General features: G+C 63.3%; 22 protein-coding genes and 1 tRNA gene. 11 read left to right on the top strand and 12 right to left on the bottom strand.

The features are described 5' to 3' along the window. Positions 1-88: 88 nt before the first annotated feature. From GYH34_RS15800 to GYH34_RS15790, 3 genes are read left to right on the top strand one after another with little or no spacing between them, the layout of a single operon-like run. Positions 89-970 carry a hypothetical protein gene (locus GYH34_RS15800; protein WP_244635153.1) on the top strand — a complete coding sequence of 294 codons (882 nt, stop codon included), beginning with the start codon at positions 89-91 and terminating at the stop codon, positions 968-970. Further along, positions 967-2,922 carry an AAA family ATPase gene (locus tag GYH34_RS15795; protein ID WP_161914417.1) on the top strand — a complete coding sequence of 652 codons (1,956 nt, stop codon included), beginning with the start codon at positions 967-969 and terminating at the stop codon, positions 2,920-2,922. Before GYH34_RS15800 ends, GYH34_RS15795 begins: the two co-directional genes overlap by 4 nt. Next, positions 2,919-3,152 (top strand): hypothetical protein, encoded by a 234-nt coding sequence (locus tag GYH34_RS15790; RefSeq protein WP_161914416.1) that lies wholly within the window; start codon positions 2,919-2,921, stop codon positions 3,150-3,152. Before GYH34_RS15795 ends, GYH34_RS15790 begins: the two co-directional genes overlap by 4 nt. Positions 3,153-3,416: 264 nt before the next feature. On the opposite strand, the gene GYH34_RS15785 is transcribed toward GYH34_RS15790, so the two are convergent. The 3 genes from GYH34_RS15785 to GYH34_RS15775 all read right to left on the bottom strand — a co-directional run bounded on the left by GYH34_RS15785 (position 3,417) and on the right by GYH34_RS15775 (position 8,966). Continuing rightward, positions 3,417-5,912, bottom strand: coding sequence for a toll/interleukin-1 receptor domain-containing protein (locus GYH34_RS15785; RefSeq protein WP_161914415.1), 2,496 nt, complete (start codon positions 5,910-5,912; stop codon positions 3,417-3,419). Positions 5,913-6,327: 415 nt separating this feature from the next. Continuing rightward, on the bottom strand, positions 6,328-8,391 hold the full coding sequence (locus GYH34_RS15780) for an ATP-dependent helicase (protein ID WP_161914414.1): 2,064 nt from the start codon (positions 8,389-8,391) through the stop codon (positions 6,328-6,330). Positions 8,392-8,558: 167 nt separating this feature from the next. Then, the gene (locus tag GYH34_RS15775; RefSeq protein ID WP_161914413.1) at positions 8,559-8,966 is read right to left on the bottom strand and encodes a hypothetical protein; all 408 of its coding nucleotides are present in this window, start codon (positions 8,964-8,966) and stop codon (positions 8,559-8,561) included. 369 nt (positions 8,967-9,335) lie between these two features. Between GYH34_RS15775 and GYH34_RS15770 the strand changes: the two genes are divergently transcribed. The 4 genes from GYH34_RS15770 to GYH34_RS15755 are packed head-to-tail and all read left to right on the top strand — an operon-like array spanning position 9,336 to position 12,843. Next, positions 9,336-10,412, top strand: a complete 1,077-nt coding sequence (locus GYH34_RS15770) for a hypothetical protein (RefSeq protein ID WP_197745433.1) — start codon at positions 9,336-9,338, stop codon at positions 10,410-10,412. A 36-nt stretch (positions 10,413-10,448) separates the two neighbouring features. Continuing rightward, complete coding sequence (locus GYH34_RS15765) at positions 10,449-10,877, top strand: transposase (protein ID WP_244635151.1); 429 nt, start codon at positions 10,449-10,451, stop codon at positions 10,875-10,877. Then, positions 10,874-11,230: an IS66 family insertion sequence element accessory protein TnpB gene (gene tnpB / locus GYH34_RS15760; RefSeq protein ID WP_161914411.1), complete on the top strand. Its 357-nt coding sequence runs from the start codon at positions 10,874-10,876 to the stop codon at positions 11,228-11,230. The genes GYH34_RS15765 and tnpB overlap by 4 nt, the downstream gene beginning before the upstream one ends. Positions 11,231-11,280: 50 nt before the next feature. Further along, positions 11,281-12,843 (top strand): IS66 family transposase, encoded by a 1,563-nt coding sequence (locus GYH34_RS15755; RefSeq protein WP_161915047.1) that lies wholly within the window; start codon positions 11,281-11,283, stop codon positions 12,841-12,843. A gap of 7 nt (positions 12,844-12,850) precedes the next feature. Here GYH34_RS15755 and GYH34_RS15750 read toward each other — a convergent pair whose 3' ends face one another. Then, entirely contained in the window at positions 12,851-13,288 is a 438-nt protein-coding gene (locus GYH34_RS15750; RefSeq protein ID WP_161914410.1) for a hypothetical protein, read from the bottom strand. A 126-nt stretch (positions 13,289-13,414) separates the two neighbouring features. On the opposite strand from GYH34_RS15750, the gene GYH34_RS15745 reads away from it, so the two are divergent. Continuing rightward, complete coding sequence (locus GYH34_RS15745) at positions 13,415-14,719, top strand: SEC-C metal-binding domain-containing protein (protein WP_197745432.1); 1,305 nt, start codon at positions 13,415-13,417, stop codon at positions 14,717-14,719. Between the two features lie 74 nt (positions 14,720-14,793). Here GYH34_RS15745 and GYH34_RS15740 read toward each other — a convergent pair whose 3' ends face one another. The 4 genes from GYH34_RS15740 to rpe form a co-directional block, all read right to left on the bottom strand. Then, entirely contained in the window at positions 14,794-16,974 is a 2,181-nt protein-coding gene (locus GYH34_RS15740) for a DUF6538 domain-containing protein (protein WP_161914408.1), read from the bottom strand. A gap of 97 nt (positions 16,975-17,071) precedes the next feature. Continuing rightward, a tRNA-Gln gene (locus GYH34_RS15735) sits at positions 17,072-17,146 on the bottom strand. Positions 17,147-17,225: 79 nt separating this feature from the next. Beyond that, positions 17,226-18,716: a pyruvate kinase gene (locus tag GYH34_RS15730; protein ID WP_161914407.1), complete on the bottom strand. Its 1,491-nt coding sequence runs from the start codon at positions 18,714-18,716 to the stop codon at positions 17,226-17,228. Positions 18,717-18,800: 84 nt separating this feature from the next. After that, the gene (gene rpe, locus GYH34_RS15725; protein WP_161914406.1) at positions 18,801-19,487 is read right to left on the bottom strand and encodes a ribulose-phosphate 3-epimerase; all 687 of its coding nucleotides are present in this window, start codon (positions 19,485-19,487) and stop codon (positions 18,801-18,803) included. A 164-nt stretch (positions 19,488-19,651) separates the two neighbouring features. Here rpe and GYH34_RS15720 point away from each other — a divergent pair, with 164 nt between their 5' ends. Continuing rightward, positions 19,652-20,014, top strand: a complete 363-nt coding sequence (locus GYH34_RS15720; RefSeq protein WP_161914405.1) for a hypothetical protein — start codon at positions 19,652-19,654, stop codon at positions 20,012-20,014. Between the two features lie 53 nt (positions 20,015-20,067). Here GYH34_RS15720 and fba read toward each other — a convergent pair whose 3' ends face one another. From fba to GYH34_RS15705, 3 genes are all read right to left on the bottom strand, one after another. Further along, positions 20,068-21,150 (bottom strand): class II fructose-bisphosphate aldolase, encoded by a 1,083-nt coding sequence (gene fba / locus GYH34_RS15715; RefSeq protein WP_161914404.1) that lies wholly within the window; start codon positions 21,148-21,150, stop codon positions 20,068-20,070. Positions 21,151-21,417: 267 nt separating this feature from the next. Continuing rightward, positions 21,418-23,418, bottom strand: coding sequence for a transketolase (tkt, locus tag GYH34_RS15710; RefSeq protein ID WP_161914403.1), 2,001 nt, complete (start codon positions 23,416-23,418; stop codon positions 21,418-21,420). Positions 23,419-23,431: 13 nt separating this feature from the next. Beyond that, a complete protein-coding gene (locus GYH34_RS15705; protein ID WP_161914402.1) occupies positions 23,432-24,307 on the bottom strand; it encodes a phosphoribulokinase in 876 nt (291 codons plus the stop codon). Between GYH34_RS15705 and GYH34_RS15700 the strand changes: the two genes are divergently transcribed. After that, on the top strand, positions 24,297-24,521 hold the full coding sequence (locus tag GYH34_RS15700; RefSeq protein WP_161914401.1) for a hypothetical protein: 225 nt from the start codon (positions 24,297-24,299) through the stop codon (positions 24,519-24,521). The two genes, GYH34_RS15705 and GYH34_RS15700, sit on opposite strands and share 11 nt — an antisense overlap. A gap of 145 nt (positions 24,522-24,666) precedes the next feature. Further along, complete coding sequence (locus GYH34_RS15695) at positions 24,667-25,668, top strand: adenosine kinase (protein WP_161914400.1); 1,002 nt, start codon at positions 24,667-24,669, stop codon at positions 25,666-25,668. Between the two features lie 148 nt (positions 25,669-25,816). Here the strand turns inward: GYH34_RS15695 and GYH34_RS15690 are convergent, their stop codons facing one another. Continuing rightward, on the bottom strand, positions 25,817-26,725 hold the full coding sequence (locus GYH34_RS15690; RefSeq protein WP_161914399.1) for a hypothetical protein: 909 nt from the start codon (positions 26,723-26,725) through the stop codon (positions 25,817-25,819). Positions 26,726-26,729: the final 4 nt, after the last annotated feature.

Here is a 26,729-nt window from a genome sequence, read left to right as displayed (position 1 = left end):
CCATGGTATTATCATCTAGTAGCAATACGAGCATAGAATGGCAATATCGGCCCATGGGACGACGTTGTTCCCGTGAGGAGTGTTTTGAATGCGTAAGACCCAAATGACGATGCGCCGCCAGGGCGCGACCGAAATCACCGACTCGCTGAACGAGGCTGCGCGCGAGGCCGTGAAGGCGGCGATCGAGGCGGATCATGCTGTCGATCCGCTGTTCCGCCCCGAGGTGTCGCGGCTGGTCTCCGCCTATGCATCCGCCGCCAAACGCCATGGCCCGCTGATCGAGCGCGCGATCGGCGATGCGCTCGAAGCAGCCGGCTGCACAGTGTTCCGCAATCTCGGCGTTCCCGTCACGCAAGGCGCGCTAGAGCTCGCCGAATCGCATGATTACGCCATGACGGCGACACGGCCGATCCGATTCGTCGATGGCAAAATCGCGAGCTTCGTCGATATCGACATTCTCGCGATCGATGAAGAGCGTGAGGTTGCTTGGGCGCTCTCCATCAAGCGTGGCGGCGGCGCCACAGAGACGAAAAAGCGACGCGCGATCGAGCGCGATCTCATGGCGCTGAGGCTGAATCTCGCGTCCTATTTGCGTCAGCAGGGTTATTCGCGGGTCACGACGGCGCATGCCTTCGTGGTCGATTATCTGGGATCGGCGCGGTTTTCGAAAGCGATCACGCTGACCCGCGAGAAAATCGACGCGACCTTCGGCCTCCCGATCATGGCCTCGATCGACGCCATGACGCAGGCGATGAAGGCGGCGCTCGACGCCGAATTGGCGCGCCTGCTCGCGCCGGTCGTCCGCGGCATGGAAAGGCCCGTTTTGCCGAAGCGTTCGGACGCGCTGGTCCGGGCGACGCCCTTCGGGCTCCATGCGCATTCGCGCCGCCGCCGGGAGGGCGTTCCGGAGAAGCCGCCGATGAGCGGCCGTCCCTTCGACAGCCTGTCCACCGAGGAGAGCGTGCAATGAGCGGGCTGCGCGATCTTCGCGACGACGGGGACATTTTCGACGCGGCCGACGATGACGCCGCTGAGGCGGCGAACAAGGCTGGCTCCGTCGCCGATGCGCTCGCATGGGAATGTCTGCGGGCGGCGCTGCCGGCCGCGCTGCGCCTGCGCATCCGGCGCGGCGACCCGGTCGCCGTCATCGTCCAGGCGCCCGGCGCCGAATGGTGCGGCCCGCTGTCTCGCGTGCTGCGGCGCGACTCTGCGCGAATTCTCTGTGTGTCGCGCGACGGCTCCTCCCGTCGCGAGCACGACCCGGCGAAAGGAAATGACGAAGTGGCCTTGGGCCTCGCTGGCGGGCGTCCCGTCATCGGCGTCTCGCAGGATCCGCAATCGTTCCTGCCGTCCGCGCTATTGTCGGCGGCGGATATGCGCATTTCCGTCGCGCCGCCCGATGCGAATATTCTTCGCCGACTCTTGAGAAAGCACGCGCGCGGCAAGGCGTCGACGGAGATTCCCAATGGAGCCGAGCTCGCGCTGACATTCTCCGAGACCGTCAGCGCTTTCCGCGCCGGCGCATCCGCACGCGACGTCGTCGCCAATCTCCACCGCGCTGCGGAGTCGAAAAAGCCGAACGCGGGCGGCGTCGCCGCCGACGTTCCGCCGCTCGACTGCCTTCCCGCGGACCTACGCCGCCTGGCGCAGGATATAGCCTCGGGCGTCTCCGACTATCGCGCCGGTCGCATCCGTTGGCGCGACATGCCGACGACCGCCGTGCTGCTCGCCGGGCCGCCCGGCGCCGGAAAGACGACTTTCGCCTCCGTACTCGCTCGCGCTTTAGGGGCGCCGCTGGTGGTCGACTCTTGCGGGAAAATGTTCGCGCGAAGCGGCGAGGCCGGCCATCTCGGCACGATCGCCCGCGCAATGCAGGACTGCTTCGATGCGGCGCGCGCCGCAGCCGCCATTTCCGGCGTCTCCATTCTGAGTATCGACGAGTTCGACGCTGCATGTCCGGACAGGGCGTCGATGGATCGCCGTGGGCGAGACTTTTGGATGCCGATCGTCACCCTCGTTCTGACCCTCCTCGAAAATCACGAGGGCGTGATCATCGTGGCTGCCACAAATTGCGGCGAGGCCATCGATGCCGCCGCCACGCGTCCCGGGCGGCTGCGACGCGTCGACGTCGGGCCGCCGGGTGCAGAATCGCTCATGCGCGTGCTGCGCTGGCGGCTCGGTGGCGCGCTTTCGACTGTCGCCGATGTGGACCTCCTTGCGACCCTTCGCTTCGCCGGGCCGGCCGCCACGCCTGCGCAGGCCGCCGACTGGGCGCGCGACCTGCTCCAGGCCGCCCGCGAGGCCCGGCACGAGCCGACGCTGGACGATTTGCTGCGCATCATCGCGCCTCCGGATGATCGGACCCCGACGGATCGCCGCGTCGCCGCCATTCATGAGGCGGGGCACTGCGTCGCCTATCGGGAGGCCGGAATGACGATCGCATCGGCCTCGATCATCCCGCGCGGCGCATCGGGAGGGGAAACGCGCGCCTCAGGAGGACGACCGATGTTTCCGACCAGGGCCGATCTCGACGCCGGCGTCATGATCCTGCTTGCGGGGCGAGCCGCTGAAGAGGCCATTCTCGGCGCGGCGTCGACCGGCGCGGTGGCGGATCTGGCCATGGCGACGCGCGCGCTCGCCGAGGGCCACGCCGCGCATGGACTGGGGGCGACGCTGCTGCATCGAAGCGACGCGGCTGCATCGCTCGCCTATGACCGCGAGCTGCGCGACATCGTCGAGGCGGACCTCTCCCGTCTCTATGCGCAATCGCTCGCCCTGATGCGCAGGCGGCGCGGCGACGTCGAGCGAATCGCCGAGGCGCTGCTCGCGCGGAGATTTCTCACCGGCGAGGATATCGCGGAGCTCGTCGCGGCTTCCGGAGCCCGCGGCCGCGGCAGGAAAACGCGCGGGAGGGACGCATGAGCAAAGACGGCCACCTTCTCGACGATGTCGTCGCGCGCCTCTGGCGGGTGCGCGAGCGACTCGGCCCCGACCTTTACCGCGTCGCCGTGAGGGCCGCCCTGCACGCTATTGCAGTCGCCGTCCTCGATGAGGCAGAGCGGCGCGCAGGTGTGGATCGCGTTTCCGGCGTGATCCGGCAATTCCCGCGGGGAGTGCGGCGGGAGAAGGGCAGTCATTCCCCTAGGCCATGACGCAAAGCCGGGTCGTTGCGATCCATCTGCTGTGGCCGGAAGGCGCTAGGAGCGGATGTATAAGGACGAACCTTCTGCTTGACTGCACCGCCAGTCTCGCGGCAAATCCCGAAAACCGAATCTGAGAAGCTCGTATGTATGGGCTCAACGGCGAACCAAGAGAAATTCGGTTCAAACATGTCGACGGGAAAAGCATGACGCCGACGATCAACGACGGCGTAATCGTTCTCGTGGACATTGGCGGCGCGGACCGGAGCCTCGTCGCTATAACGCTTTAGCCATCTGAACAAGTTCGATTTCTCGAATAGCTGCCACCCGCTCGGCTTCCGTGAAGACTGAATCGTCACTGTAAATTTCTTTAGCAGGTTCAAACTGCCCAATCTCCGTTAGATAGTGGGCATTTGTTTCCAGATAGGCGCGAAAGTTGGTTCTTCGTTCTCCGGTCTCAGCCGAGTTTACCTCTCTCCTCATCCATTGCAGAACTTCAGCCACCTTGGCGAAATTGCCTTCGGCTAGCAAAACTTCGCAATAGATACGCCGAGGCTCGAAGATGTTTGGGGTCCGCGTTATCGCCTCTTCGGCAAGCGTCCGCGCCAGCCGCCTGTCGCCACCCACAAGCTCGATCTCAGCCTTCCGTGTAGTGTAGAATGATCGGCCGCCCTCATCGCCGACCTGTCTCAACCTGTCCATCATTTCGCGAATTTCAGCATTCTCTTTCGCCTTCCTCCTCAGCTTGCGCGTCAGCACGGCAATTACGATGTCGAGGACATAGGGATTGCTCGATGAGATGGCATGCGCCTCTCTCGCGAATTGTTCAGCTTGTTCGAGACTGCCCCGAGCGAGGCAAATCGCCGCAAGCTCGCGGGTGATGGAATAGTTACCCGGAGATAGCCCGTAGGCCTCACGGAAATGTTGCTCGGCGAGAGGCAGGTGGCCCTTCATCCGCTCATTAAAGCCTCGGAGAAAGGAAACATTACTTTTCGTCCAATTGTCTCCGTCCGTATCAGCGAGACGTTGGATTCCAGTGTCAAAAGTTACAGTTTCGCCAATGCGTGCCGCAGCCAAGCACATAAATCGACAAGCAGCGACCAACGCAGTCCTCGGTAGGCGTGCGTTCGATTTTAGAGCCTCCCGAGCTAGGCGAATGCACTCACCGTAGTGTTTTTGATCGTAATGGCGCTTCGCCAACCAAACGTAGTGCGACGGAAGTAGAAAAACGGAAGCATATGTTTCCTTCCCTGACTCGATAGCGGACAAAACGGCAGAGTCGATCAACGAAATCGGAGCTGTTCCCTCATCGAGCCTCAGCGCGAGCGACTCAGCTAATTTGGCCAACACCTCTTTCCTCTTTCCTGCGGAGAGACTAATCCGTTTATCTCTCTCAGCCGCTATTTTTATGGGAGGAGATATGGAATACTCGTCACCAGAATGCTCAACGACATGTAGCTGACTAAGTCGCAACAAGGAATCCGCCGCCTCGCTCGCATTCACGTCCAAGGCTTCAACCATAGCCACGAAATCAAGCGATGGAAGAATTTTCAATAAACTCAACAATTCGATCTCTATGCCGTCGAGCTTTATTCTTTCTAAGTACTCAGAAGACTGTCGATGCTTCCATTCTACGAAATCTGATGGGCTTGCAAGAAAATTTGACAGTCCACGGCTAGTAATCTCTTGTATAATCCTATAAAAGTTGTATGGATGTCTGTCTGACAACTCGACGACATCGGCTATTTGGCTCTCGGTGGCCGAAATGTCTTTTAGGAGACGTTTCGCCAAACGCACAGCTTCATCCCGCGTAAGAGCTGACAGAGCACAGTAAGCTATGTCATTTGCTTCTCTTCGCGTGTTCGGGGACATCATCCTGCGCGATATGATCGAGACTGGGGGATGAGGCCTATCGTTTAACTGGCTTATGATGGCGTTGAATTCGGGGTAAAAAGCGCCTCCGTCGTCAAGAACACCACCCGAGTCAAGGAGGAAGCATGACTCTCTGGCAGAAAGCAATGAGTTGAGAAGCGCTGCTATCTGACGGGCTTTCTCAGTTGGGGTGGCAGCTTCGAAGGCTGACAAACGGGTTACAAGCTCCCGCGCAGACAGCGTTGGACGAACGGCAGCTATAACCTTCCGATATATCTCGTCGGCGCCGTCGAGCTCTTCCAACGTAACGGAAGGAAATGCCCTTCCGACTTGCGGATATTGATTTTGGAAAAACTTACGGACGAGAGTCCGGCGACCGGTGCCGAAATTACCGGAAACGTAAAGCGCCTTCTGTGCAGGCCGCGCGGGATCGACTACCTGATCCTCTAGTTCCTTGAGTGACTTATCGCGCCCAATAAAAGGATGTGATAGCTGCTCATCTCGGGAGGCGGCAGCAACAAGAGCGCCCTGTATAAGCCAAGCCGCGTTCTCGGGCGTCGACGCACGCCGAACAATCGAGAAATGTCGAACATTTTCTGACGCCTTTGTGAATGCGTCTTCGTCGATGCAGATCGCTAAAAACCGGCTAATTTCCCCCTTTGCAAATAACTCCATGCCGAGCAATGTCTCAAACGTCACATAGGAAGCTTGCACGGAGTCGGCCGACAATAATAAACAGAATAGGTCCGCCCGCTTCAGTGCTTCGGCAATCACCTGGGAATTTAGCAGCCCAGCGTCAAAAGTCGTAGAGTCCAACTCGAACGTGCCCGGCTTCAAGAGCTCCGCGACCGGCTCCACGAAGCCCTTGTCCTTTGAAGAATGGGAAAGAAAAACTCGCATTCTGTATGCCTCAGCGGAAATTTCTACTATATCGCGCACAAGCTCTGAGATCAGTCCACGATGCCAAGACAAGCGACATTTTCGTACCGGGCATGTGCCATGGAATGGGCTGTAACACTATAGAACCCGACCAGCAAGGTTCATCGCATCTGATTGGTAAAAAAGAGGAATCCGCGTCGGCGCGTCGAAACTAAGTCAAGAGAAATGACGAGCCTGCCGACCAACGACGTAAGTCATTGAATTAAAGGACACGCTCTGGATGCGGGGCGGGATTTGAACCTGCAACCACCAGGCCATGAGCTTGACGACTGTTCGCTCAGGGGTCGCGTGCGGCAATTTCAGAGGCGCGGACGGAATCCGTTCGGGCACGTCATTCCCTGACGTGCTTCACCCACAGCGTCGTCGCCTTCATCGTTCACCCCCACATCCCCCGCATCTTCGCCCCCACATCGACCCGCAGCCCACCCCCGGCGAGACGCTCGCCCGCAGCCGCTGCGGCCGGCCAGCTCACGCAATCGAAAAACCGCAGCATCTCCGCCGGAATGAATCGCGTGCGCGCGGCGTAGACGTGCCGGTCGCCCTGCGCCGGCTGGCCATGGGTGAAAAATCGCTGCGGCGTCACCAGACGCAGGCTGTCCTTCGCGCGCGTCATCGCGACGTAGAGCAGACGGCGCTCCTCTTCGATCTCCGCCGCCGTTCCCGTCGCGAGATCGGAGGGGATGCAGCCGTCGACGCAGTTCAGCACGAAGACCGACTTCCACTCCTGCCCTTTGGCCGAATGGATCGTCGAGAGGATGAGATAATCCTCGTCGCGCAGAGGCGGCCCGGCCTCGTCGCTGGTCGCGTCCGGCGGGTCGAGCGTCAGCTCGGTGAGGAAGCGCTCGCGCGAGGGATAGCAGGCCGCGATCTGCTCGAGCTGGACGAGATCGGCGAGGCGGCTCGGCGCGTCTTCGTGCAGGCGCTCGAGATGCGGCTCATACCAGCGCCGCGCCGCTTCCATTTCCGCCGGCCAGCCCTCTCTCGCATGCAGCATTTGCAGCGTCGCGACGAGGCCGCGCCACTCCTCGCCGGCGCGCGGCGGCGTCGGAGCGTCGGCGAGGCAGGCGAGCGGGTCCGGAAGCTCGATGAGGAAGTCGAGAATCTTCTGCGCAGAGGAGGGGCCGACGCCGGGCAGGATTTGCAGAATGCGAAAGCCGGCGACGCGATCGCGCGGGTTCTGCGCGAAGCGCAGCAGGGCGAGAACATCCTTCACATGCGCGCTGTCGAGGAACTTCAGCCCGCCGAATTTCACGAAGGGAATGTTGCGGCGCGCGAGCTCCAGCTCCAACATGGCGCTGTGATGCGAGGCGCGGAACAGCGCCGCCTGCTGCTTCAGCGTCATGCCGGCTTCGCGCGCCTCGAGCACGCGCTCGGCGATGAAACGCGCTTGATCGCTCTCGTCGCGCACGGTGACGAGCTGCGGCCGCTCCGATGAGCGGCGCTCCGTCCAGAGGTTCTTGGCGTAGCGCTCGGCGGCGAGCGAGATGACGGCGTTGGCGGCGGCGAGGATCGGCTCGGTCGAGCGATAATTGCGGTCGAGCGTGACGATTTCCGCCGGCGGCGTGAAGCTCTTCGGAAATTCCAGAATGTTGCGCACAGTGGCGGCGCGGAAGGAGTAGATGGATTGCGCGTCGTCGCCGACGACGGTGAGCCCCTGGCCCTTGGGCTTCAAGGCGAGCAGGATGGAGGCCTGGAGGCGATTGGTGTCCTGATATTCGTCGACGAGAATGTGATCGAAGCGGCCGCCGACCTCCTCGGCGAGGGCGTCGTCCTGCATCATCTGCGCCCAATAGAGCAGGAGATCATCGTAATCGAGCACATTCTGCGCCTGCTTCGCCTCGACATAGGCGGCGAACAATCGGCGTAGCTCTTCATGCCAGCGGGCGCACCAGGGGAAGGCGCCGAGCAGCGCCTGCTCCAGCGGGATTTCGGCGTTCACGGCGCGGGAGTAGATCGCGAGGCACGTTCCCTTGGTCGGGAAGCAGCTCTCGGTCTTGGAGAAGCCGAGCTCGTGACGGATGAGATTCATCAGATCGGCGGAGTCTTCGCGATCATGGATGGTGAAGGCGGGATCGAGCCCGATGGCGCTGGCGTATTCGCGCAGCAGCCTCGCGCCGATCGCGTGAAACGTCCCGGCCCAGGCGAGGACATCGCCGCCGCCCTTGCCGCCCAGCGCCTCGGCGCAGATGCGCTCGACCCGCCGCGTCATCTCGGCGGCGGCGCGGCGGGAGAAGGTCATCAGCAACATGCGCTGCGGATCGGCGCCCCGAACGATGAGATGCGCGACCCGATGGGCGAGCGCGTTCGTCTTGCCGGAGCCGGCTCCCGCGATGATGAGCAGCGGGCCGCCGGCGGAGGCCGACGAGCCGTCAGCAAGGCCGTGCTCGACGGCGCGGCGCTGTTCGGCGTTGAGCTTTTCGAGATAGGCGACGGCGGTCATGGGCGAATCGGCAGGGTGAGCGGACCCGCTGATTGAACCATAATTCTTGTTTTGTTCGCAATGGCGGCCGTGCTCGGAGGAGGGGAAAGAGAAGCTGGTGGCGCGGGTCGAATGTCCGTGAGGCGCCATAAGCGGTCGTTCGCCCAACCGGCGGCAGAGCGATGTGATCAGGCGAGCCATGTCAATTTGGCATCGTGAGCCGCGACGTAGATAAACGCATTCCAGGCTCCGATGTATATCCAATTTACAAAGCAGCCCATAGGCGTGGAAGGTAATGCCGGAGATGGTGGCGTGATAAGCGTCTCAACTGACCCAATGTCGATCCTGACTTTGCCTTTAGCGTCGTACCGGTAGCCAGCGGATGGCGGCTCGCAGACCCAAAAAACCAAGCCCGACAGAGACAACTCCGCGTGCCTATATGCTTCACGATTGGCACCAGAGACCGCATCACAATCGGCCATCCAGATTTCAAGCGATAGCTTCGCCTCCCGGTTCACATAGTCGATCGTGACGACCTTCAACGCAGAGTCGTGAAATCCGTTCGGTAGCAAAGCCGCGATGTCGTCGAGCGTCATGGGGGTAAGTCTGCCACAGGACAGCACAGCCGCACAGGGCTATTCAGCGGCGAAAACTCAAGACTTTAGAGGGGCCACCACGAGCCTCGATTTCCAACGGGTTGTATCATGCAAAGATTCTCACAACACGGAATGCCCAGAATTCTACGCGCGTCCCCTTCGGGTCACAGTTCCTCCTTCGCTGTCGGGAAGGGGGAACTCGCGCCAGGAGGGGACATTGACATGGATACGGTTAAACGTCCGGAGTGGCACGGAAGCCGACAGTCGGTTCGGAGCAACCTCTGCTGAAATAAGCGCCACTTCGCTGCAGCTCATTCAGGCTAAATTTTGTAGTGCTATAATCATAAAATTGAAAGGGCATTCGCGATTATGAACAAGCCAACGCGAATAGAGGCCGCTGCCTCCCTGCTGAAAGACATGGAAGCCACTGCGGCCCGCATGCGCACGCTGATTGTCGCCATGCCCGCGCATGAATTGCTCGGTTACATCTACGCCCAACGCTTAATGAAAGCGATGGCGGACCAAAACGCCACCGAGGAGCAGGGCAAAGACGACGGCTCTGATGACCTGATCAACGAGAACCAATTCTTGCTGGAATACGTGCACGCAGTTCTCGCATCAGATGCGGCTCCCGCGGATGTGAAATTCGATGAAGCTCAGTGCGCCGAGCTGTTTGAGCTCAGCCGCAAGCTGCGAACGCAGGCCATGTTGTTCGCCATGGCTACCGCCGCCGACACCAAGGACGGCGTCTTCGGTCCCGACACAGCCGACATTGAAGTCCATGCGAAATTCACCTGGGTCATGATGCGTGGAAACCGCTACCAAGTTTTGGAAGGAGAATTCTACCGGTACGTCCTGGCGCCTCACGATGATGTCCTGAAAGAAGTGTACGGTGTCGGCGCCGCAGATATCGCGGAAGGCTTTCAGGCTATGGCCGACGCCACCCGCTCTGGGCATGCCGACGCAATCTTGGAGATGATGAACCTGTTTGATGCGGCACAGGCCTTCGCTGCGGCACAAAATAGGCCTCTGAAAGATGTCTTGGAGGCGTGGGTCGCCGCCAATGCGGAACAATCGAAAGCTGTCGGACGGGCGATGGATGACATGTTTCGGGGCGGCATCGCCAATGTGAGCCGTCACACGAAGCTGCCGCCGACGCTGCTGGCGGACTTGGCCTATCGGCGCGGAGAAGAAATGGAGTTCTTCACGGCGGGCGATTTTGCGGGGACACCCTACCGAACACTGCCGGCCCGGAAGAAGCCCCTAATCCAGCTTGGATCGGACTACTACGCCGTCGACCCGTGCTTCACCCGCGACGCCGGGTATCGTGCGCTTCTCTACAAGCTCCTTCAGCGAAAGCCGGACTACAGGAAGACCTTCGAAGGTAAGCGGTGCGAGCGTCCCACCTCGAAAAAGTTTGAGCGCCGCGCGATCCTCTTCAAGTGATTTGGTCATGAGGAGGGTTGGGCGATGGATCATTCCATGCTTGATGCCATGCATGAAGGCAGGACTTATCAACGGGTGGAGCTGATCACCGGCGGCCGGCGCCGGCGCAGTTGGACGTCCGAGGAAAAAGCCAGGATCGTCGCGGAAAGCGCGGAGCCGAACGCCAACATTTCGGACGTCGCTCGGCGCAATGGCGTAAGCCGTGGACTGCTGACCGTCTGGCGTCGGCAGGCCTGGGAGGCGCGAAGCACGTCCGAGCATGAATCGCTGTTCGCTGCGGTGCGCGTGAGATGTGTCGAGGAGCGCCCGCAGAATGCGGCCGCAATCGTCGAGGAGCGAGATGCGGTCTCTGTCGTGTCATGTACGATCGAGGTCTCGATGGCCGATGCGACGGTCCGTGTGCCGATGGGCGCGGACAGCGCGACGGTCAACGCAGTGATTTCGGCGCTGCGTCGTTCGCGATGATCTCCGTCGGCGCGCAGCGACGTGTGTTCGTATCGACGCGGCCGGTCGATTTCCGCAAAGGTGTGCATGGACTCGTCGCACTGGTGGCGGAGGATTTAAGATGCAATCCTTACAGTGGTGACGTGTATGTGTTCCGCGCCAAGCGCAAGGACCGCTTGAAGTTTTTGCTATTCGACGGCTCGGGAACAGTTCTGGCGACGAAATGGCTGGAGGATAGCGGCTTCGCCTGGCCGCCAGCACAAGACGGTGTGGTGTCTCTGACGCCGACGCAGTTCGCGATGTTGTTCGACGGCTTCTCCGAATGGTCGCGCATGACGCCGAAGGCGGTGAAGAGGCCGAACAAGACTGCGTGATATTGCTGTATTCGCTGGAGCGTCAGCGAGCGCGGTGGTACATTCATGTCATGGCGCTTCGCTCCACGCCCCTTCCATCGGACCCGGCTCTGCTGACGGAGCTGGCGCTCGCGCTCGAAGCGGAAAACGAGACGCTGAAGACGACGATCGTGACGCTGAAAGCCCTGATTTTCGGCGCGCGCTCCGAGCGCTTGTCCAGGCTGGGCGCCGAACAGCTCGCGCTCGACCTTTCGGATAATCGAGACGAAGAGACGCGGAAGACGGCGGCGACGAACGACGACATTCCGGCGTCCGAGGAAGCCGCGAAGAAGCCGTGCAAAAAGGCCGGGCGCAATATCGGGAAGCTGCCCGAGCACCTTCCCCGCTGCGAGCGCGTCATAGAACCGACGACAACGCGGTGTCCCTGCTGCAAAGGACGGATGCATCGCATCGGCGAGGATGTGAGCGAAGTGCTCGACCGTGTGCCGGCCGTGCTGCGCGTCTTGCGCACGATCCGTCCCAAATATGCATGCCGGGCTTGCGAAAGCGCGGTCGTGCAGGCGCCGGCGCCGGCGCAGTTGATCGAAGGCGGCATGGTCTCGACGACGCTCGTCGCTCATATCGCTGTCGCCAAATATGGCTGGCTCTCGACCCTCTATCGTCAGACCGCCATCCTCGCCGGCCTGGGCGTCGTCCTCGATCGGCAGACGCTGGCGCGCTGGATGAAGCAGACGGCCTGGATGCTGAAGGGGCTCTACGATCTGCAATTGGAGGTGATGCATCGCTATCCGCGGCTCTTCTGCGACGAGACGCCGATGCCTGTGCTCGCGTCCGGACATGTGAAGCTCCGACAGTTCTGGGCGCATGCGACCGATGACGGGCCCTGGGCGGGACCGGCTCCGCCGGCCGTCGCCTATGTGTTCGCGGACGGCCGCAGCAAGAAGGAGATCGCGTCGCAACTTTCCGGCTTTACCGGAATCTTGCAGGTCGACGGCTACGCCGCCTACAAGGCGCTGGTCAAGGACGAGGGCGCCGAAAGCCGCGTCACACTCGCCTTCTGCCTCGCGCATGCGCGCCGCAAGTTCGTCGCGGTGTTCAAGACAACGAACTCGCCATTCGCCAAAGAGGTCATCAAGACGATCGCGCTGGTCTATGCGATCGAGAAGCGCATTCGCGGCAAAAGCGCCGACGAGCGGCGCGCGGTTCGGCAGGCCGAGACAAAGCCGATCATGGAGGCGCTCCACGCCCGCTTGATCGCCGTGCGCGACGGGCTGTCGCAAATCTCGCCGCTGATCAAGGCGATAAACTATACGCTCGCGCATTGGAGCGGATTGACGCGCTTTCATGACGATGGCCGCATCGAGCCGGACACCAATATCGTGGAGCGCCCCATTCGATCGATCGCGATCGGCAAGCGCAACTCGCTTTTCGCCGGCGACAATGGCGGCGCCGAAACATGGGCGATCCTATCGACGCTGATTCAGACGGCGCGGCTCAATGGCGTCGATCCAGAGACATGGCTCGCGGATGTGCTGGAGCGCATGGTCTCCGGCGCGACCACCAACAATCGGCTCGCCGAGCTTCTCGTGTGGAACTGGAAAGCTGCGCGTGACCAGGCCGAAGCGGCGGCATGATCCGCCATCAACGCAACAGGCTCGGCTCGCTCGCCGTCTCCGCGTCCCTCGTATCGGAGCAGATCGACTCTTTGATCAGCCGCTCCGTCGTCTGCTCGAAATAGATCCAAAGGTCCGTGTGCAGATCGGAAAATTGCCGCCACACGACGGCGTCGAAAAAGCGCCGCGGCACCCTCACCATGATCGTCGTGCGGCGTTGCCGCGAATAGCGGAATGGGCGCACGCCGTAGCGTCGGCATAGAGCGACAAACAAGCGCACCGACCATTCGTCCGGGAGGCTGAACTTCATCTCGACGGGAGGATCGCTGCGCGCCGCCTCATCGAGCTTCGCCCTCAGCCGATCGGCCGCCGCGCTGGCCGCCTCGCGCTCTCCCGCGCTCGTCGCGCCGAAATGCAGCGCCTCCACCTTCCGCAACCGCTCTCGAAGCTGGTCCTCGATCGTCATCGGCGTCGCTCCTCAAAAGCACGACGCCATCCCTCCGATCAGACGTCAACTGCCCAGCACCCGCCGTCCACAGCCGATCGGTGTGGCACGGCCGCACCGCTTACCTTCGAAGAGCGGCAGAAGTCGATGAGTGAAGCTGCTTTCGCCGACATTCTGTCCGTCCAACTTCCCGGCGCCACGGTTTTCCAAGAGGTCTACTACAAGGATCCCGCCAGCAGGCAGTGGTCCGAAAACGACACACTCATCCTGATCGATGACTTGCTATTCCTGGTTGAAGCCAAGGCAGGAGCGGCTGCCACCATTGCGTCGCCAGCTCTCGATTTCGGCCGCCACGCGCAGTCCGTGCAAGACTTGGTGATCAAGGCGTACAAGCAATGCGAGCGCTTCTTTAGCTATCTGAACTCTGCCGACGAAGTGCCGCTCTACCGCCGCGGCGACGGCAAATACGAAGAGTGCGGCCGTCTCCGCCGCTCCGACTACCGCGTAATGCTGCCGATTGGGCTGACTGTCGAGTCATTCTCGCCCTTTTCGACGTTCTGCAAGGACCTGACGCAGGTCGAGCCGCTTCTCGGAAAGCATGCCTTTGTCTCGCTGTCCATTGACGAGCTATTCGTGCTCAAGCGGTTCCTGCCCACCCCCGGCTCGTTTGCCCACTACATGGAGGTCCGACAGGTCGTGGCGGGAATACGCCGGGCTCTTCTCTTCGATGAGTTCGACCATCTGGGTGCATACTTGAAAAAGAACCGCTTTGATCAGGATCTTGCCGGCGAACTCAAGGGCGGACAGGAAAAAATGATCATTTGGGACGGCATGAGCGAAATCGTCGACAAGAGCTTCGAGGGAGAAGACTGGGAAGGGAGGCCGTTTCCGACGCAGGACTTCCCGGAGGAAGTGCAGAAGCTGCTTGAAGCACTTGACGCGACTCGAACGCGCGGATGGCTCTTAGCGGAGAGCCATATCCGTGACCTGGGAGACGATGGGCGGAAGAATCTGGCGAAGATGCTGTCCGACGTTCGCCCAAGCCTGAACCGGCATCCCTCTCGTTACTTTATTCTGTTCGGAGACGGCGAGCCGCTCTTCGTTTGGCTTCAACAAAGCGACCACAAAATTGACTGGAACAAGGTGAATGCCAAGGCAAGCGCAGCTGCCTTGGCCGTCAATGCTTCTAATGTCATCGCCGTCGTGGCAGAGGTTGGCGCTGATGGAACCTACCGCCGGGCGCAGTATTTCACGGTCCACATACCAACGGCGAGAACGGAAGAAAATGCCCAAATATACGAAGACGCCGTGCGAATGGCTCAACCCACACGGGCGATGCATCTGAACCTGCCAAAAAACGCTAGCCCTCGCGTAAAGACCAAAAAGCCGGGGCGGAATGATCCGTGTCCGTGCGGCAGTGGCGTGAAGTACAAAAGGTGTCATGGCCGTTAGGAGCGAGAATCGAACATCTGAAATGCGTTGTCGAGCGGTCATTCGCAGCTACATGCTTGGAAGTCGGCAGTGGGTCACGAGCGGTCTGATTCGTCCTTTGTTTTTCTCATCCGCCTGCGTCCCGGACCCGCGCCATCCGTCCCCCTCCGCTTCCGCGAGAATGGCGGCCGCAGCTTGTCCTGCACCCAGGGCAGCAGGCGGATCGGGTGAGGCTGTAGATGCGCCGTCACGATCGGAATCTTCATGATGGTCGGCAGCATGTCGGCGAGCGCGATCGCGTCGCAGTAGATTTCCTCGGTCGGGGTGGCTCCCGAATGCCCCATGATGTCGCTCCGAATCTCGCTATGAATCCCCTTCTGTTTCAATGAATTGCCGAAAGATTTCCGCATCGAATGGATGACCTTCTTGCGCTCCTTGGCGTCGGGAATGGCTTGGTGCAGCCCGTCGATCAGCTCGTCATAGAGCCGATCGCCCAGAGGTGACGAGGATGTCGGCGATTTGAGATCGGGGAAGACCATCTCATAGCCGAGTGCTCTCACGGCCGCGACATAATCGAGAAAGCCGAGGCGGATGAGCTCCGGGTGCAGGGCGACCGAGCGCTCGGAATACAGATTTTTGATGCGCCGAATTTCGCTCGTTCTGACCTTTATATAGTGGAGGCGTTGTAACTCGCCGTCGATCACCGTGTCGACGGAGGCCACGTCGCGGACGGAGAGGCCGCAGATTTCCTCGCGCCGCGCTCCGGTGTAGTGGAGCATGAGCGTCGCGAAATACAGCGCGCGGTGGAATACGTGCGGGCCTGGGATCAAGATCTCGTCGTCTTTCCAACCGGCGCAGCCGGTGAAGAAGGCGAGGTGGAAGATCGCTGCGGCGTCGGCTTCGGTCAGGAGTCCGCGCTTCGTGCGCCCGCGTTCCGTGGACTTGCGACGCATCAGCGTCATGTCGATGTCTCGGTCGAGCTTGTGACCGCGGCTTCGAATATGGGCGAGGACCTGGCCCAGAAATGAAAAATGCCGATTGACCGTTCCAGCGACCAAACCGCGCTCCGACGGCGGCTTGGCCGCGCCGATCGCGCGAAGCTGGTCGAGCGTCCGGTGATTGTCTCGCGGGCTGCGGCCGTAGCTCTTGGCGACAGCGCCGAAGAGGTCGTCGAGATCGCCCAGGTGCTTCTGGTGGATGTCTTCGAACTCGACGACGCCCTGCTCGAGGAGGAGCCTCGCGAAAAGCCGCGAAATCTGACGCACCTGACGCTGGGATTTCGTGTCCCAGGCCTTGGCGTCCGCATTCTTCTGGATGACCCCCTCGGCGAGCACGACGAATGGATGCTCGTCGAGCGTCAACGGCTTCGTTCTCGCTACCGTGGCGGGAGTCGGCGTGGGCACGGGCACGGGCGCGGGCGCGGGGTCGGCAGGTGGCGTCGGCGCAGAGGCGGCCAACAGCGCCGCATGTTCGGTTCGGGCGCCTTCGGCCGTCTCTGCGGCCGCTTCTCGATGGACGACAATCGGGGATGAGGCGAGGGGAGCAACGACGAGCCTCGACTCGGTGTGATCGACCGAGTCGCGGGGCGCTTCGGCGTGATCCTTTAGAATGTCGGCGATGGTCTTCTCGATCTCGACTCGCACGCCGTCATGGCGGCGCTCCGACTGAAAATTCGCCTCGGCGAAGGCCCGGTAGACCGTCTCCTGGGCGAGCGCGATGTTCATCGGATTGGGCTCACCGCCGACCTCCTCGACGAGCGTCGCGAGTCGCTCCTTCTTTTCGACGGCGACGTTTTGGCGCTGCATGAGATCGAGCATGAAGGCGGTCTCGGCGATCTCGTCCTGCGCAATCCCCTGCGCCGCCATTTGCGCGGCGGCGCGTTCGTCGACGGCGGCGGCGCGGCCACGCGTCTCGAGCAGGCGATAGACGTGGCCCATCACGCGCTCGCTGCGGCGGCTCTTCTCAGGATCGAAATCATCCTCCACGCGTTCGCGCGCCGCCACGGCCTCGAGCTTATCGAGGTGTTGCGTGAAGACGATGCGGAACACTTTCTGGATTTGCTGCTGGGAGAGGCGACTGGTCATGGCGGCCGGAAAGAAACAACGATCGGCGAGCGCGGAAATCTGGCCCGCGAGGTAGCGCGCTCTCCCGGGGTTGCTGGTGCGCAGGCCGAGAATCAGGGTCGCAGAATTTCTCGATTCGGCAAGGGCCGATGGCAGTCGCCGCCGCCAATAATAGAACGCGCCGCGACGCACGACATGGGGGATGGCGGGCACGAAAATCTCCGTGGTGTACCAGCCATGTGTCACACGGATGTGGAAACGCGCCCCAGCTGAGGCGATTTTCTCGTGATTCCAATGATTTGCGGAATTCTGGCTGGGGCGGGAGGATTCGAACCTCCGTATGGCGGAATCAAAATCCGCTGCCTTACCACTTGGCGACGCCCCAATGCGCCGACCGGCCGAGTCGCCGGGCGGCGGCTATCCCATAATGCCCCGGCGTCGCCTCCGCAACCGTCTCGCGCGCTTCAGTCCCAGGCGCGGAGCGGCGTGAAGCGGGCGAATTTCTTCGATTGATGGCGATCCATGCGGGCCAGCACGTCGCGCAGGAATGTCACCGCCTCGGCCAGAAACGGCCCCTTGTTCAGCATCACGCATTCGGCGCGCTGCGCCATGGCGGCGTCCGTGGTCTCGGCCCGGCTCGGCGCGCCGTCCTTGATGAACTGGTCGAGCACCTGCGTCGCCCAGATCACCGGCACATGGGCGGCCTCGCAGAGCCAGAGAATCTCCTCCTGCATTTCGGAGAGGCGGGCGAAGCCGAGCTCGACCGCGAGATCGCCGCGGGCGATCATCACCGCCGTCGGATGATGCTGCGCCGAGCGCAGAATGAGCCGCGGCAGATTGCGCACGGCGAGCGGCGTCTCGATCTTGAGCACGATCGTCTGCTTGGGCAGAGCGCCGCGGCGCGCGGCGAGATGGTCCTGCAGGAGATCGACGTCGGCCGTCTCCTGCACGAAGGAGAAGCCGACGAGATCGGCCTCGGCGGCGACGAAATCGAGATCGCGAAAATCCTTCGGCGTCAGCGGCGGCAGGCGTAGATCGGTCGTGGGGAAATTGAGGCCCTTCTCGACCTTCAGCCGCTCGCCCTTGCCGCGCGCGCTGAACACTTCCAGCTCCACGGCGCCTGCGCTCGCGCCGACGACGCGCGCGCCGATCTTCCCGTCATTGATCCACACTTCCGCGCCCGGCGCGAGCTGGCCGATCGTCTCGGGAAAGGACGGCTGGATGGCGACAGGCCCGGCGGCGCGCGGATCGAGCGTCGCGACCATGGCGAAGCGATCGCCACGATAGAGGCGCAGCTTCTCGGGCGCGCGCAATTGCTCGATCCGGCATTTCGGTCCGGCGAGGTCCATCAGCACGCGGCAATTGCGGCCGAGCGCGCGCTCGCTGGCGCGAATGTTGGCGATCATCGCTTTCCAAGCGGCGGCGTCGTCATGCGCGCAATTTATGCGCGCGCAGCCCATGCCGGCCTCCATCAGGCGGCGGATCAGCTCGGGCTCGCTCGCCGCCTCGCTCGGCAGCGTGACCATCACGACGGCGTGCGGCGTCGTGGGGACAGCGCCGAAAATCAGATCGCGCGCGGCGCGCAGAGCGTCCTCGCCGGCGCGCATGGCGGCGGGGGTGGGGTAGGGGGCGTCCGCCTCGCCGCAGAGCCGCCGCAGCGTCGCCAGAAGCGCGTCCAGCGCCTCTATCACCTTGGCCTCGCTGCGGCCGAGCGAGGAGAGGCCGAAGGCCGAGAGCCGGGACTGCAGATCGCTGAGATCGCGGCGTCGCAGGGCGAGATAATGGGCGAGATTTTCGGCGGCCGGCGCGAACGCTGTCGAAAACGGGCCGCCCCAGCTCTCGATGAGCGCATGGCCGTCGGCGTCGACCTCCTCCCGCAAGCGCGACAGGGCGGTCAGCAATTCTCGGAGATCGGCGCGAGCTTCGCTCGCCTGCCTGAATTCGGCGTCTTTCATTCGGTTGACGTCCACTCGCGGCGGGGGGCTGAAGCTTTCCCCCGACATTGTGACGCTTTCGCAACGCTTTTGTGCGGCGCGCCGTCACACAGTCAGCGCGCCGGCGGCTGCGGCCGCGCCGCGCAGGGCGGCGATATTCTCGCGATAGGCCGAAGCGCCGCTCCCGGCGAAGACGGCGGAGCCGGCGACGAGCACATCGGCGCCGGCCTCGACGATCGCCGTCGCCGTTTGCCGCGTCACGCCGCCGTCCACCTCGAGGAATATTTCGCGCCGTCCGATCATCTCGCGGATGCGACGAATCTTGTCGAGCTGCGAGGGGATGAAGCCCTGGCCGCCGAAGCCGGGGTCGACGCTCATCACCAGAATGAGATCGACATCGTCGAGCACATAATCGAGCGCGCGCTCGCTGGTGCCGGGATTGAGCGAGACGCCGGCCTTTTTGCCGAGCGAGCGAATGAGCCGCAGCGAGCGGTGAAGATGCGCGCCGGCCTCGGCGTGCAGGGTGATGATGTCGGCGCCGGCCTCGGCGAAGGCCGCGACATAAGGATCGACCGGCTCGATCATCAGATGCGCGTCGAAGATGCATGAGGCGTGCGGGCGCAGCGCCTTCACCACGCCGGGGCCGAAGGTGATGTTGGGCACGAAATGCCCGTCCATCACATCGAGATGAATCCAATCGGCGCCGGCGGCGACGACATCGCGCACCTCCTCGCCGAGCCGCGCGAAATCGGCGGAGAGGATGGAAGGGGCGATGATGATGTCATTCGTCATGTGAGGCGCTCCGTCGCAGCCGGCGGTCGAGTTGGTGGCGTGTCGCCGCGGGCATAGGCCCGCGTCGGGCGTCACGCAGATTTCGTAATGAACGTGCACGAGTGCGTCCGCGGGGCGCGCCCTGAACCGCGCGTCCGCCGCATATCACATAGAGGGGGGATCCCATGAAAAAAGCCATTGCTCTTGCGGCGCTGATGGCGCTGTCGGTTACGAACGCTCTCGCCGCCGATTGCGTCGTTCATATCAAGCGCACGGCCTGCGCCGGCCAGGAGGCGGAATCCTACAAGAAGTGCAACGGCAAGCAGGAGTGCGACACGCAGGAATCCGCTGAGAGCGAAGCCGAATGCTCCGCGTCGGCGTTGAAGCACTGCGACAACTCCCGCCTGGACATCACGAAATACAAGGTCGTGACGGCGACCTTCAAGGGCGCGGCGCTGACGGGCGGCTTCGCCTCCAGCGGCAAGCCGAGCTCGAAGGGCACGAATTTCTGCGCCGCCGATCGTCCCGATCTCAATCAGTGCAAATAAGCGCGAAGCGCGCATCGGCGCGCCCGATATTTGCGGGCGCGCCGATTTAGACCTCACTCCGCGGCCCTCTTTTCCGCGAATTGCGGATCGAGCGCGCCGCTGGCGTAACGCTTGGCCATGTCGGCGAGCGGGATCGGCTTGATCTTGCTCGCCTGGCCCGCGGCGCCGAATTCCTCATAGCGCTGCTTGCAGACCTTGCGCATCGCCTCCTGCGCCGGCTTCAGATATTTGCGCGGGTCGAACTCGCCCTTGTTCTTCAGCAGCGTCGCGCGGATGGAGGCGGTGACGGCGATGCGGCAGTCGGTGTCGATATTGATCTTGCGCACGCCGAATTTGATGCCGCGCTGAATCTCTTCGACCGGCACGCCCCAGGTCTGCGGCATCTCGCCGCCGGCCTCGTTGAACGCGTCCTGCAAATCCTGCGGCACGGACGATGAGCCGTGCATCACGAGATGCGTGTTGGGCAGGCGATTGTGAATCTCCTCGATCACATGCATCGCGAGAATGGCGCCGTCGGGCTTGCGCGAGAATTTGTAAGCGCCATGCGACGTGCCCATGGCGATGGCGAGAGCGTCGACCTTGGTGCGGGCGACGAAATCGACAGCCTGGCTCGGGTCGGTCAACAGCTGGTCGTGACTGAGCTTGCCCTCGGCGCCATGGCCGTCCTCCTTCTCGCCCTCGCCGGTCTCCAGCGAGCCGAGCACGCCGAGCTCGCCCTCGACCGAAGCGCCGACCCAATGGGCGAGATCGACGACGCGGCGCGTCACCGCGACATTGTAGTCATAGCTCGCCGGCGTCTTGCCGTCGGCCTCCAGCGAGCCGTCCATCATCACCGAGGTGAAGCCGAAGCGAATGGCGCTGGCGCAGGTGGCTTCGCTATTGCCATGGTCCTGGTGCATGACCAGCGGAATGTCGGGATACATGATCGCCAGCGCCTCGATCATCTTGGCCAGCATCACGTCATTGGCGTAGGAGCGGGCGCCGCGGCTCGCCTGGATGATGACCGGAGCGTCGACGGAGGCGGCGGCCTCCATCACCGCGAGGCCTTGTTCCATGTTGTTGATGTTGAAGGCCGGCACGCCATAGTCGTGCTCGGCGGCGTGGTCGAGCAATTGTCTCAGGGTGATGAGCGCCATTTGTGGTGTCCTCCCAGTGCCGGAATTCGATTAAAGTCTACGGCGGCGGCGCCAGAGCAATGCGGGGGGCGCAGGCCGATTCCGCTGATAGCGATATAGCGGAGCGCGGGAGATGTCATCACCTCCCGCGGCCGCTCGCCGAGAATTGCGGCGCCCTCTCGCGAGGGTTTCTCTTGGTCTATTCGTTCGAGCTCGAAAACGACTATTCGAGTCCCTGCCGGCGCGACGCCCGCGAAGCCGCGGGCGCCGTTCCGATCACGCCGATCGTCAGAGCAGCGCTTGCGCGGTCCCGGCCACGCCTTCGGCCGTTATGCCGAAGCGCGCGTAGAGCGCATCCGCCGGCGCGCTCGCGCCGAAGCCCGTCATGCCGACGAAGGCGCCGCGCTCACCGATCCAGCGGTCCCAGCCGAGCCGCGCGGCGGCCTCGATGGCGACGCGCGGCGCCGAGCCGAGCACGCTGGCGCGATAGGTCGGCGATTGCGTCTCGAACAGCTCCCAGCATGGCATTGAGACGACGGCCGCGCGCACGCCCCGCGTCCAAAGAAGATCGGCGGCGGCGAGCGCGATCTGCACTTCCGAGCCGGTGGCGATGAGCGTCACATGGCGCCCGCCGCTCGGCTCGCGCAGCACATAGGCGCCGCGGGCGGTGAGGTTCTCGCCGAGCGGCCGCTCCAGCGTCGCCAAATTCTGGCGCGACAGGCTCAGCACGGAGGGCGTCGTCTTCGCATTGAGGGCGATCTCCCAGCTCTCCGCCGTCTCGATCGCGTCCGCTGGGCGGAACACATAGAGATTGGGCAGAGCGCGCAGCGAGGCGAGATGCTCGATCGGCTGATGCGTCGGACCATCCTCGCCGAGGCCGATCGAATCATGGGTCAGCACATAGACGACGCGCTGGCCCATCAGCGCGGAGAGGCGGATGGCGCCGCGCGCATAATCGGAGAAGACGAGAAAGGTTCCGCCATAGGGAACGAAGCCGCCATGCAGCGCTATGCCGTTCATCGCAGCGGCCATGCCGTGCTCGCGCACGCCATAGTGAATGTAGCGGCCGGCGAAATTTTCCGCCGAGACGGAGCCGAGCCCTTTGGTGATGGTGAAGTTCGAATGGGTGAGATCGGCGGAGCCGCCGATCGTGGCGTCGGTCGCGGCGTTGATGACGCCGAGCACGGTCTCGGAGGATTTGCGCGTCGCCACCTTGGGCCGCTCGGTGGCGAAGCTCTCGCGCAGCGCGCGCAGCGGCCCGGCCACTGCGCCGGAGACGTCGCCCTTCAGGAAATTCTCGAATTCGTCGCGCTTGCCCGAGGCGGCGAGCCGCTGCTCCCAGGCGAGCCTTGCGCTCTCGCCGCGGCGGCCGGCGGCGCGCCAGGCCTCCAGCGTCTCCGCCGGAATCTCGAAGGGCTCATAGGGCCAGCCGAGCGCGGCGCGGGCGAGCTCGATCTCCGATGTGCCGAGCGGCGCGCCGTGAACCGTCTCCTTGCCCTGCTTGCCGGGCGCGCCATAGCCGATGACGCTGCGGCAGGCGATCAGCGAGGGGCGCGCGTCCTGCTGCGCCTGCGCGAGCGCATCGGCGATCTCCGCCGGCGCATGGCCGTCGACGCGCTGCACATGCCAGCCGGAGGCGGCGAAGCGCGCCAGCTGATCGGTGGAGGTGGAGAGCGTCGTCGGCCCGTCGATGGAAATGCCATTGTCGTCCCACAGCACGATCAGCCGGCCGAGCTTCAAATGGCCGGCGAGATCGATCGCCTCATGGCTGACGCCTTCCATCAGGCAGCCGTCGCCGGCGATGACATAGGTGCGATGGTCGACGATCTCGTCGCCGAAGCGCGCCGCCTGCAGCCGCTCCGCAATGGCGAGGCCGACGGCGGTGGCGAGGCCCTGGCCGAGCGGGCCGGTCGTCGTCTCGACGCCGACGGTGTGGCCGAACTCGGGATGGCCGGGGGTCTTGGAGTCGAGCTGGCGGAAATTCTTCAGATCGTCGATCGTGACGCCCGGATAGCCGAGCAGATAGACGAGGGCGTAGAGCAGCATGGAGCCATGGCCGGCCGACAGCACGAAGCGGTCGCGATCCGCCCAGTCCGGCGCGGCGGCGTCGAATTTCACGAACTGACGAAACAGCACCGCGGCGACGTCGGCCATGCCCATGGGCATGCCCGGATGGCCGCATTTGGCCTTCTCCACCGCGTCCATCGCCAGCGCGCGAATGGCGTTGGCGGCGCGGCGCTCGTCCTCGGCCGCGGCGACTTCGACGACAGTTTCCAAGACATTCGACATCGGGTTCGTTTCCTCAGGCTTCGCCACGTTTGCGTTTCATCAGCTCCAATATCCGCGGCGTGAGTATGAGCTGCATGGCGAGATCGAGCTTATTGCCCGGAATGACGATGGAATTGGCGCGCGACATCCAGCTGCCGGCGATCATCGTCACGAGATAGGGAAAATCGACGCCGCGCGGATCGCGGAAGCGAATGACGACGATCGATTCGTCTGGGCTCGGAATGGAGCGCGCGACGAAGGGATTGGAGGTGTCCACCGTCGCGGCGCGCTGGAAGTTGATGTCCGTCTCCGAGAATTGCGGGCAGATGTAATACACATAATCGTGCATCCGGCGCAGGATCGTCTCGGTGACGGCCTCGGTGGTGTAGCCGCGCGTGTTGCGGTCGCGATGGAGCTTTTGCGTCCATTCGAGATTGATGACCGGCACGACGCCGATCTTCAGATCGGCGTAGCGGGCGACATTGACCTCCTCGGTCACGACCGCGCCATGCAGGCCTTCGTAGAACAAAAGGTCGGTATTGGCCGGCAGCTCGCGCCAGGGCGTGAAAGTGCCGGGCGGCGAGGCGAGCACGGCGCCCTCGTTCGCGTCATGGACGTAATGGCGATATTGCCCGCTTCCGGTCTCGCCATATTCCTTGAACAGATTCTCGAGCTCGCCGAGCAGATTGGCCTCTGGGCCGAAATGGCTGAAATGCGCATTGCCCTGCGCCTGAGCCTCGCTCATGGCGGCTTTCATCTGGTCGCGGTCGAAGCGGTGGAAGGAATCGCCTTCCACATAGGCGACCTCCACCTTCTCGCGGCGGAAAATCTGCTCGAAAGTCTGCTTGACCGAGCTGGTGCCGGCGCCGGACGAGCCGGTGATCGAGATGATCGGATGCTTGATCGACATGACGACGCTCACCGCAGGCCGGAACTGGACGCGCGAGCCGGAGGGCCGCGCGCGGGTTGCGCGGCCGCCGTCTTTCGCCGACGCGGCCGCCCTGCAATTCTCCTACAAGAAAAGCCGGGCGTTTGCTCGGCCCGCGCAAAAAATAATCTCGGCCTCCGTCGCCCGCCGTCTCATGTGCCGGGTTCTATTTTATTTTATTATTATATATCAATAATTTGTGTTTTTATATCGGTCGCCGTCCCTCCGGCCGTCGCCACGGCCCTGCGGCGGAGCGGTCGAGCGTTCGGTTGACCTCCCGGCGGGGTCGATTAGAGAGAGCGCTCCGGCGCTCGCGCCCCCGTTCTGCAGCAGGTGATTTCATGTCCGCCACCTATGACGTCCTCGGCGTCGGAAACGCCATTGTCGACACTCTCTCGCGCGCGGAGGACGATCAGCTGGTCGCCGCCGGCCTGCACAAGGGCGCGATGCAGCTCGTCGACGAAGCCCGCGCCGCCGAGATCTACGCGGCCATGGGGCCGACGACGGTCATGTCCGGCGGCTCGGCGGCCAACACTCTGGTCGGCGTCGCCGGCTTCGGCCTCAGCGCGGCCTTCATCGGCAAGGTGAAGGACGATGACGCGGGGCGTGAGTTCGCCCATGACATTCGCAAGGCGGGCGTCGCCTTCGGGACGCCTGTCGCCGCCGATGGCGCCGCCACCGCGCGCTGCCTCATTCTGGTGACGCCGGACGGCCAGCGCACGATGAACACTTTCCTCGGCGCCTGCCAGGCTCTCGGTCCGCAGGACATCGACGAGGCGCTCGTGCGCTCGTCCAAAATCCTCTATCTCGAAGGCTATCTCTGGGATCCGCCGGCCGCCAAGGAGGCCTTTTTGAAGGCCGCCAAGGCCAGCCGCGCCGCCGGCAATCGCGTCGCGCTCTCGCTGTCGGACGCTTTCTGCGTCGATCGCTATCGCGGCGAGTTCCTGGGGCTCGTTCGCGACGGCCTCGTGGACATTCTCTTCGCCAATGAGAGCGAATTGCATTCGCTCTATGAGACCGCCGATTTCGCGACGGCGGCCAAGGCGCTCGGCGCCGAGGCCAATCTTCTCGGCGTCGTCACGCGCTCCGAGAACGGCGTCGTCGTCGTCGAAGGGAAGAAATGCGTCACCGTCCCGGCCTATCCGGTGGCGGAGGTCGTGGACACGACCGGCGCCGGCGATCTCTTCGCCGCGGGCTTCCTGGCCGGCCTCGCGCGTGGCGCGCTCTATGAAGGCGCGGCCTCGCTGGGCGCGCTGGCGGCGGCGGAGGTCATCGCCCATGTGGGCGCGCGGCCGCAGAAGGATCTGCTCCAGCTCGCCCGCGACCACGGCCTGCTGGCCTGAAGCGGCGCGCTTTTACCTCCGCCTAAAGGGGGAGGTAAAAGCGCGAATGCGCTCGGGAGTGGGTGAAACCCCCGAGTCTTCGCCGTTGAACCCCACCCCGGACCGCTTCGCGGTCCGACCCTCCCCCTAGAGGGGAGGGTGGGCGCGCTCAGCGCTTCGCCGCCGCCAGTTTGTCGGCGAGCGCCTGCGCTTCCTGCGTCAGCGCGGCGAAGAATTTCTCCGATTTCGCATGTTCGGCGAAGCAGCGGCGGAAGGCGGCGGAGCCCTCCGCTTGCAAATTCGCGTAATTCTCGAAGTCCTTTTCATTGGCGAGGCCGGAGGCGGAATAAGAATCCATCGCCTTTTTGGCCTTGGCCTGATGCTCGCTCCAGATTTTCTCGCAGGCGGGCGCGGATTCGATCTTCGCCTTTGCCGGGGTCGAGGCGATATAGAGCCGCCCTTCGCTGGCGACGGCGACGATGATCTCGTCCGGCAGCGTTCCGCCGGCGTCATCCTGGCTGCGCAGATCGAGGACGGCGGTCGCCAGCGTCGCCGCCGCGGGCTTGGCGATGGGCAGATCGGCGTATATCTCGACGCCCGCGTCCGGGCTCACCGCCAGAGTGTAGAAAAAGGGCGAAGCCAGCGCCTCGCCGAGCGATTGCGGCGGCTTCTCGCTCTTCTCCCAATCCTTGCGACGGGCGCGCAAAAAGGCCTCGGTGAGACTCTGCGTCGAGACGGTGAGCTGCGATTTCTCGTCGTCGCCGGTGAAGGCGAGTCCGTCGAGCTGATCCGCGCCGACCCCCTCGAAAAGCGTCTCTATGCTGTATTTGCCGAGCTTCTGAAAACCGGGGACGGAGACGGGACCGATGATCGCCTCCATCTTCTCGCCGAGCTCTTTCAGAGTCTTCCGCTCCTCCGCCTCGGCTGCTCCGGCGGCTTGGCCGGCCGCCTCCAGCTTGCGCAGCTTGGCGGTCGCGCGATTGCGGAGGGAGAGATAGGCTTCCTCCGGCGTGGCGGCCGAAACGGCGAGGGGCGCGAAGGCGAGCAGGAGCGCGAGCGAAGCCGTTTTCGCCATCATCGAT

The organism is Methylosinus sp. C49 (assembly GCF_009936375.1).
GTDB lineage: Bacteria > Pseudomonadota > Alphaproteobacteria > Rhizobiales > Beijerinckiaceae > Methylosinus.
Note: the sequence above shows the minus strand (reverse complement) of the source record. Positions and strands in the feature narration are given on the sequence as shown.